This window comes from Ruminococcus sp. OM06-36AC, from assembly GCF_003438725.1.
In the GTDB taxonomy this organism is placed as follows: domain Bacteria; phylum Bacillota; class Clostridia; order Oscillospirales; family Ruminococcaceae; genus Ruminococcus_C; species Ruminococcus_C callidus.
Window position 1 is genome coordinate 67,690 of sequence record NZ_QSTT01000007.1, and the last position, 8,755, is coordinate 76,444.

Sequence of the window (8,755 nt, forward strand, 5' to 3'; positions counted from 1 at the left end):
GTTGCTTTTATTCCTTTTTCAATTTCAAAAGTGTCTGAGCCAAAGCCTTTCCCACCAGTTCACCGGCATACTGTGCCTGTTCCAGCGTGTTTCCGTGAGTGCCGATTTCCAGCAGCAGACTGCCCGTAGTCAGATCCTGATTATAGTGCCGGTAATCAAACAGAATTGGCCTTGTCAGTCCTGCATACATGTCTTCCATATTTTCCTGTAGCCGACAGGCAAAGTGATAATTCTGCATGTAGTTCGGCATGTTCATCGTACCGTCATCACACCCCGAAATAATCATCACTTGTGCAGATTCTTTGCCGTTGATTTCCACAACCGGCTGTATCAGTGTGTTATCCTTTTGAATCGCGTCCCGATGAATGTCCAGCACCACCCGAATAGACGGATACTGCTGTAAAATCTGCCTGACTGTTTCAGCACTGCGGTCATAGGAACCATTGTAAGAAGGGTAGTCGTGAATGGTCGTATTGTGGATCACGCCAATGCCGGCAGCCTCCAACTGTGCAGTAATAGCATCTCCAACCGACACCATATTATACGCCGGATCTGTTGTCCGATAGTTGAACGCCGGATCAAAATTTTGCCGCACATACGGTTCAAAAGATTCTGTCGTGTGCGTATGCATAATCAACACCTGCGGTTCGCCGCTGGTTTCGATCGTGAATGCCGGTGCTGCCGTACTCTCTGCAATCAGCGTATTGTTGGGAATACTGGTTTTGTTCTGTACCTGCCCCGCGGAAAACAAACTGAAAAACCGTGTGCCGGAATACGTGCCATAACTGGTACGCTGCACACTGGTGTCTGAACTAAGATTCCAGCTTTCCGGATACGGCTTTTCTCCGGCATCTGCGGAGGCTTTTTGTTCCGGCAGTTCCGCCGAAATTTCTGCTGCTACTGGTGCGGTTTCTTCCTCCCAGCCATAGCCGTCGGAAACCACATTCCATGAAACAGACTGTGCAGCACCCTCTTTTTCAGCATAGGCATGTGCGGCAGACTTATTTTGTGCATCATTATCTTTTTGCAGAACCGCAGCAGTCGGCAGAATCACCATTGCCGCCAGAAAGCAAGTCAGCGTCCACCGCCTTTTATGAAACCGTCTGTGCATAATGAAAGACCTCCCTATTTTTCGTCCGGCAGAATCTGCCTCATAATTTCCGCAGTACTGCAATTTCCAAATCGGTTGTAACGGTTGATGCCATATAGACACGCTGGATTTCTGGTAATGAAGTTCGGCTTTTCCAGACAAGTCAGCGTAATCTGAAAGCCCAGTTCTTCCAGCACCGGTTTACTCTCCGGACAGACAAATCCATAGGGATAGGCAAACACTGTAGGCTGTATGTGTAGATTTTCCTGAAATTCCGTTTGCAGCATGGAAAGATCTGTATACAGTGCTTCGTGATAGGCTTCCTCCGTTTCCTGTTCCATTTTGGCACAGCCCCTGCGGGTGCCGTTTTCATGCATGTCATAGGTGTGACTTCCGAGAGTGATCCGTCCGGAATCTTCTAACTGCTGCATATCTTCCCACGTCAGATAGGAATATATATCGTTGTGAGGAGCGTCCGGAGCATAGACATCTGCAAAACTGCCCACAACGGAAATCACCGCACACATATCATACTTTTCCAACAACGGCAGTGCCAGACTAAGGTTGTTATATAAGCCGTCGTCAAATGTCAGCAGCACTGGCTTCTCCGGCAAGTCACCAGTACCCTCTGTATAGGCGATCAATTCTTCCGGAGATACTGCTGTGTAGTGATGCTCCTGTAAATATTGCAGATCGGATTCCAGCGTTTCCGGAGAAATGCAATACTGGGTTTCCGGCACTGGTGCAATGCCGTGGTACATCAGCACCGGCAGGGAAACACCGCCGGCACTGTCCACCGCCGCAAAGTGTTGTCTGCCTGCCCGCGTCAGGAGAATTGCCGCAAGCACCAGTGCCATATCAAAGGCAATATATCGAAGCAGTTTTCGCAAATTCCAGCTGTGGTACATAGTTCTTCCCTCCATTTTCCCATTTCATGCAGTACCGGCATGTGTTCATGTGCAATACATAATCGTGTGGTATACTATATGAAGGGTTTTTCCCAAAAATAACAGAGAGAGGTTTTTTCATGGTACAAATGATTGCACTGGACTTAGACGGCACACTGCTCCAGCCGGACAGCACCCTGTCTGCTGCCGCGGAAGATGCTCTGACAAAGGCAATTTCGCAGGGCATCTGCATTGTTGTAGCGAGTGGGCGTGCCTTTACAGCACTGCCGGAAAAAATCCGTCATTTTGCTGGCATTCGTTATGCCGTCACATCCAACGGAGCAGCGGTTTCCGAATTGCCTGCCGGAAAACTGCTGTGTGCATGGACATTGCCGGAGCAGGCAGTTCTGGATCTGCTGAAAATGCAGCAAGCGGCAGGAACTTTTCTGATAGAAGCCGGCATAGGCGGACAGATGTACGCACCGGAAGAATATCTGAACAATCCGGAAAAGTACCGGCAGGCGGCACCGTTGCAAGCATATTTAAAACGAACACGAAAACCAGTAGCCGATATGACAGCGTTTTTGCTGGAACATCAACATGAAATAGACTGCATCGATTTGATTTGTCCGGAATGTGCAGAAAAAGACCGGCTTCGTGTACAGGTGCAACAGGAAATCGCTGATATTTACGTAACATCTTCCACACCGGAATTGGTGGAAATCGCCCATGCAGAAGCAGGGAAAGCCAATGGGCTGCGGTTTCTGTCAGAACAAACCGGCATACCGGCAGAAAATATTCTGGCATTTGGCAATGCGGACAATGATGCAGAAATGCTTGCCTATGCCGGAATCGGTGTCGCAGTGGCAAACGCTTCCGATGCCTGCAAACAAGCAGCAGACCGAATCACCTTATCGCACACAGAAGACGGCGTTGCAAAGACAATTCTGGAATATTTGCATTGATTTTTGCAAGGAAAAGATTGACTTTTTGCCAGAATTCTTTTATAATAGAAGAAATGCTGTATGAAGCGGTTAAGAAAACAGCTCTTTCCAGCAATTCCGTATATATACCGGCAATACCGCACAAAGAGCGTCTGGCGACTTTGTACGGTATTGCCTACCATATTTTGTGGAAAGGAATCTCGAAACCGATTACAAACAAATCGGTTCGAAGAAAGAAGGTTGAAAATTTCTATGGAACAAAAACATCGAACATCCGTCACGCTTTCAACATCACCACGAAAGCTGACATTGCCGGGGAAAATACTGGCGGTCTGCCTGTGTATTCTCCCGTTTCTCACAAGGTCACTGACGGTAGAAATCCCACAAGCAGTGCGGTCTGCCTATTTTCTGGGAGACGGCGGCTACAGTGATTTCGAACAGCTTTTTCGGGAATTTTTCCTGCTGGGAATCGCGGCTGCCGGCGTGATCTGGTTTTTCTATGAGCAGATTGCACTCCGCCCAAAGCGAAAACTGCCAATGACCCGTCTTACGGCAGTGGTATTTATTCTGCTGGGGCTCTATTTGCTGTTGGGCTTGCTGTCCACTATTACATCAGAGTATGCAACAGAATCGTGGCTGGGCATCTACATGTTGTACGAGGGTTATCTGGCACTGGTAGGTTACGTAGTCGTGTTTGCGGCGGCATGGTACTGGATCGACCGAAAAGAAGTTTTAGACTTTGTAAAAAGCTGTCTGACGGTGCTTTCTATTGTACTGGGCGTATTGGCATTGCTGGAACGCTCCGGCATTTGCTATTACAATAGTGCAATCGTGCAATTTCTGGGCGGCTTGCAGGGAACAGTCGGCGTTGGCGATGCTGTATCACTGACATTTGGCAATGCAGACTATCTCGGCATGTACTGTGCAATGCTTTTACCGGTAGTAGTTTCGCTGATTACCCGCGAGGGAACTACCAAACGTTTACTGGTACAGATTCTGGCAGCGGTTCTGCTGGCAACGGCACTGTTGCTCTCCAAGGTCATGAATGCGATTCTGCTGGGCTTTGGACTGACAGTTGTCTTTCTGCTGATCTGGGCATTCCACACCAATTGGAAACCGATAGTCAAAGGCTGCCTTTGCGGTGTTACTGCCGCCGCAGTGGTTTTTGGCAGTGTAGGATTCCTGTGGAGCCGGAACGGTGACACTTTGTCAGAAAAATTCCGGCACACCATGATCGGCATGGCACAGGAGGAAACCTTCCGGATTCTATCTATCGATTTGAATGGAAACACCGTTTCCGTAAAAAATGCGAACACCACATTCAGTGTGGCTACCGCGGGAAACAATCTGACACCGCAGGAACTGACATTCACCTGCAACGGCACAGAAGTCACCCCGCAAATCGATGCAGACGGCATGACTTGTTCCTTTGCCGAACCGGAATTGAAACACTGTCAGGTGCAGGTGCAGTCTGACCGACTGGATTTTCTGATGGGCTATGCCACGCCGCTGGAAGTGGTACGGCAAAACGGCAGCTGGCTTGCACTGGGCGTAGGACAAACGCCGCTGACAGAGGTACCGGAAGTAAGCAGTTCAAAATCTCTTCAGCAGAGCTATCCCTATCTGAACGGGCGAGTATTTGTCTGGGCAAACACCATTTCTGCACTACGGGACTGCTGGATTCTGGGACACGGTCCTGCCACCACAATTTTCTATCTGAATCAGTATGACTTGCCGGCACTGTTGAACATCTTCGGTGTGTACGCCTTGTACAACAAACCGCATAACTGGTATCTGCAAGTGGCACAGGATACCGGAATTCCGTCTATGCTGCTGATTCTGGGTGTACTGGTGCTGTTCTTTGTATGCGGTTTCCGGAAGTGTTTCGGAAAGCAGGAAAAATGGGACGCATTCCGCACCGGACTGCTGCTCTCAGTGTTATCTTATGCGTTAACGGCATTTTTCAATGATAGCCTGATTTACCATGCTCCAATGTTCTGGTTCCTGCTGGGAATCGGTTGGCGGCAAATGACTGTCGGTACAGAAGAATAAAACGCCTTTTCTCAAACATAAAAAAATCCCGCTGTGCATACAATCAGCACAGCGGGATTTTCAATATTTCTTTTTATAAAAACTGATATTACAGAGTAGAAACCGAGAGGCTGTCTTCCGGATCGGGAGAAACACCGTTGTCGGTGTACAACTCATAAGAAGCATCAGCATATCCCAGCAGCCGGAGCGTGCTCAAATCGGTCTTTGCTGTGCTCTCAGCCGGCTCTGCAAACGGAATTGCTTTCTGGTTCCGGATAAAGAACACCAGTTCGTCCAGAGCCACCGGCACATAATGATGCCCCTTCGGCAAAATCTCTGTTTCGTAGTTGTCGTAAGACTTCATACGTACCAGCATCATTTCTTCCGGCAGGTAAACATACCGTCCCTGTGCGTTCTGCTTGTAAATCGGAGCGATCATCAGTTCATTGCCGAGGAAAAGCTGATCCTCCACCTGTGCTGCTTCAGCATCTTCCGGAAAATCAAAAGCAAGGGGTCTGAACATCATTTCGTCGTGCAAAGCTGCTTTCAGGAATTCGCTGTAGAGATACGGAATCAGACTATAGCGAATCTTGACCATTTCTCCGGCAGCAGCAACATTGTTAAAACGATAGAGTTCCTGTTCACGGGTGCCGTCTGCAGCATGATTGCGGAACAGCGGTGTAAACAGAGAATACTGAAGCCAGCGGAGCATCAGATCTTCGGTAGTATCGCAGCCAAATCCGCCAGTGTCACAGCCAGTAAAGAGGAAGCCAGCCATATTCAGTGCCGGCAGCTGCTGCATAGACTGAAGAATATGGGACCACCAAGACTTGTTGTCACCCTGCCAGATGCCACCGTAACGATGTGCACCAATATAAGAAGAACGAGAGAAGAACAGCGTCCGCTTTTCAGGGCAGATCTCCTGCAATGCCTCAAAGGCAGAGCGAGTCATATTCATGCCATACAGGTTGTGTACTTCACTGTGCTTCACCATTTTGCCGTCTACATTGTGATAGAACTTGTCATAGTCACCGATATTGCCGTTCAGTCCTGCCACCATGCCAGTGAATGCGAAGTATTCCTGAATGCCCATGTTGCCGGAAGTCAGTTTTTCAATCTCTGCACAAGTGTCTGCCAGACGATCTTCGGTATAGAAAATTGCCGGTTCGTTCATATCATTCCAGAAACCGTCAATACCCTGTTCTGTCAGAACGGCGTATTTCTTACCAAACCACTTACGGGCATCGGGCTGCAGGAAGTCCGGAAAATGCACCCGACCAGGCCATACAGCACCGACAAAATCGCCGCCCTCTGCATTCTTACAGAAGTAGTTGTTCTGTACGCCCTCCTCGTAAACATCATAGTCTTTTTCAATTTTTACACCGGCATCGATAATCGGAACCAGATGAATACCCTGCTGCTTCATGTCTTCCGCAAGAGCTTTCAGATTCGGAAAACGCTCAGTGTCCACGGTAAAATCCTTGTAGCGTTCCATATAGTCAATGTCCAGATAAATGCTGTCCAGCGGAATACCAGCAGCCTGATACTGCTTTGCGACCTCGCGAATGTCCTGCTCGGTCTTATAACCCCAACGGCTCTGACCGTAACCGAACGCCCAGAACGGGGGAATATAGCTTCTGCCGATGATTTTCCGGAACTGCTTGACAATGTCCTTTTCATTTTCACCAGTGATGATATAAACTACCAGATCATTCTTTGCCGCCTTGATCTGCATCAGGTCCCGCCGAGTATAGCCGATGTCAAATTCCATTTTTCCGGCATAGTCGAAGAATGCTCCAAATGTCACATCACCGCGAATGAGAATGAAGTTGTGAGAGCCATAAAGAGAACGAGTATCCTCATGGTGGTTGGGATTGTCATAGTTCCAGCTCACATACTGCCAGCCCCGCTTATTGATACCGCGAATCTGTTCGCCCAGACCGTATACAATATCATTTTCAGAAAGGGCATAGGTAAAAGTTCCCTGATTGTCAGTTTCCAGAAACGGCAGCTTGTCCTTTGCGGTTCCCATTTCTGTGACAACAGCATTGGTAGGGAACGGTGCTCCGAATACATACTTTTTGATCATAATGGCACTTCCTTTCAAATTATCTCTTGGGCAATACCGCACAAAGATTGTGCGACAGATGCGTCGTCAAATTTTTCGTCAGATGAAACAAAAAGCGGAGTGAATACTTGATGTATTCACGAGCATTTTTGTGAAATATGACGAGAAATTTGCAAGCAGATGGCGTGCAAAGTCGCCAGATGCTCTTTGTGCGGTATTGCCCTTGGTGTTTGTATATGAGGACATTGCCCTTGCAATTTTTCCTTCTGTATGATATAATACGATAAAATCACCTAAAAATCTATTGTTATTCTACGATATACTGATACGATCCTATTTTTTGGAGGAATTTTATGAATTACAGAGAAAACCGGATACACAGTTCTCAGATCAAACCCTACAGCTATTATCAATGTATCATTCCAGATCAGTTTGCCTACGCTCCCATGCACTGGCACAGCGAATTCGAAATCAATTTCGTCCGTACCGGTTCTGCGGAATTTACCTGCGGCGAACAGAAATTTCGTTCCGCTGACGGAGATATTATTGTGATTCCGCCTAATGTGATGCACTCCGTCTATCCCTGTCCGGAAATGCACCAGATTTATGATACGCTGGTGTTCAGTCCAGAACTTTTCGGCAGTTCAGAATCCGACCGCTGCATACAGGAATGCGTAAAGCCGCTGACCACCGGCAGTATGCAGATACAGATGCACATCACACCAAAGCATCATTATTATAGGGTGATGGAATCAATTGTAGAAACGGTCTTTGCCTGTGCCAAAGAGGACACACCACAGCTGGACATGCTTCTGCGTGGAGAACTGTTCCGCTTTTTCTGGCTGCTGGAAACGGAGGCGGAAATGGTTCCGAATTTTCAGGAAGCAGGGGAGATGATTCGTCCGGCTTTGGAGTATATCAAGGAACACTTTCAGGAGAACATTACCATTCAACAGCTTGCAGCAGTAGTACACTTGAGCGAGAGCTATTTTATGAACCAGTTTCAAAGACATGTGGGATTTACAGCAATAGAATATATTTCCCACTTCCGAATCAATCAGGCATGCCGGTTACTGGGAGATACCCGCAAAAGCGTTCTGGAAGTGGCATTTGACTGCGGGTTCCGGAACATCTCCAATTTCAACCGGCAATTCCGAAAAGTCACAGGCTGTTCTCCTACAGAATACCGAAAAAGAATGCGTACATTTTCAAAATAGCTATGGAATGCTTTGGATACTCTAATGATAGCATATTTTTCTGAAATACGCAATATTCTGTTTGAAGTATTTCACAAAGTAAATTCAATTTTGTGAAAAGTAACGAAAAGGTAAACTGTTTTTTTGCATTCTTCATTGACATCTTTGTTGCTGACGTGCTATAATGAACTTAGGGCAATACCGCACAAAGATTGTGCGACAGATGCGTCGTCAAATTTTTCGTCAGATGAAACAAAAAGCGGAGTGAATACTTGATGTATTCACGAGCATTTTTGTGAAATATGAGAGCCTGTTTCGTATCTGACGTATGCAGATTGCGTCGTCAGATTTTTTGAGAGATGAAGGGAAAAACGGAGAAAATCCTTTGTGGATTTTCGAGTATTTTCCCGAAATATCTCGGAAAATATGCACGCAAGATGCGTGCGGGAAGATACGAAACAGGCTCTGAAGGGAAATTTGCAAGCAGATGGCGTGCAAAGTCGCTAGACGCTCTTTGTGCGGTATTGCCTTAGGTTATT

At 47.3% G+C, this 8,755-nt stretch carries 6 protein-coding genes; 3 read left to right on the forward strand and 3 right to left on the reverse strand.

The features are described 5' to 3' along the window. Positions 1-7 precede the first annotated feature (7 nt). Together DXB92_RS07190 and DXB92_RS07195 are read right to left on the reverse strand one after the other, a co-directional pair. Positions 8-1,111, reverse strand: coding sequence for a stage II sporulation protein P (locus tag DXB92_RS07190; protein ID WP_117733351.1), 1,104 nt, complete (start codon positions 1,109-1,111; stop codon positions 8-10). Positions 1,112-1,125: 14 nt separating this feature from the next. Next, positions 1,126-1,998 (reverse strand): polysaccharide deacetylase family protein, encoded by an 873-nt coding sequence (locus DXB92_RS07195; protein WP_117733352.1) that lies wholly within the window; start codon positions 1,996-1,998, stop codon positions 1,126-1,128. A gap of 119 nt (positions 1,999-2,117) precedes the next feature. Here DXB92_RS07195 and DXB92_RS07200 point away from each other — a divergent pair, with 119 nt between their 5' ends. Together DXB92_RS07200 and DXB92_RS07205 are read left to right on the forward strand one after the other, a co-directional pair. After that, the gene (locus DXB92_RS07200; protein WP_021682173.1) at positions 2,118-2,942 is read left to right on the forward strand and encodes a Cof-type HAD-IIB family hydrolase; all 825 of its coding nucleotides are present in this window, start codon (positions 2,118-2,120) and stop codon (positions 2,940-2,942) included. Positions 2,943-3,173: 231 nt separating this feature from the next. After that, positions 3,174-4,973, forward strand: a complete 1,800-nt coding sequence (locus DXB92_RS07205; RefSeq protein ID WP_021682175.1) for an O-antigen ligase family protein — start codon at positions 3,174-3,176, stop codon at positions 4,971-4,973. A gap of 88 nt (positions 4,974-5,061) precedes the next feature. On the opposite strand, the gene DXB92_RS07210 is transcribed toward DXB92_RS07205, so the two are convergent. Continuing rightward, positions 5,062-7,041, reverse strand: coding sequence for a TIM-barrel domain-containing protein (locus DXB92_RS07210; RefSeq protein WP_117733354.1), 1,980 nt, complete (start codon positions 7,039-7,041; stop codon positions 5,062-5,064). 332 nt (positions 7,042-7,373) lie between these two features. Between DXB92_RS07210 and DXB92_RS07215 the strand changes: the two genes are divergently transcribed. Next, positions 7,374-8,237 carry an AraC family transcriptional regulator gene (locus DXB92_RS07215; RefSeq protein WP_117733355.1) on the forward strand — a complete coding sequence of 288 codons (864 nt, stop codon included), beginning with the start codon at positions 7,374-7,376 and terminating at the stop codon, positions 8,235-8,237. Positions 8,238-8,755: the final 518 nt, after the last annotated feature.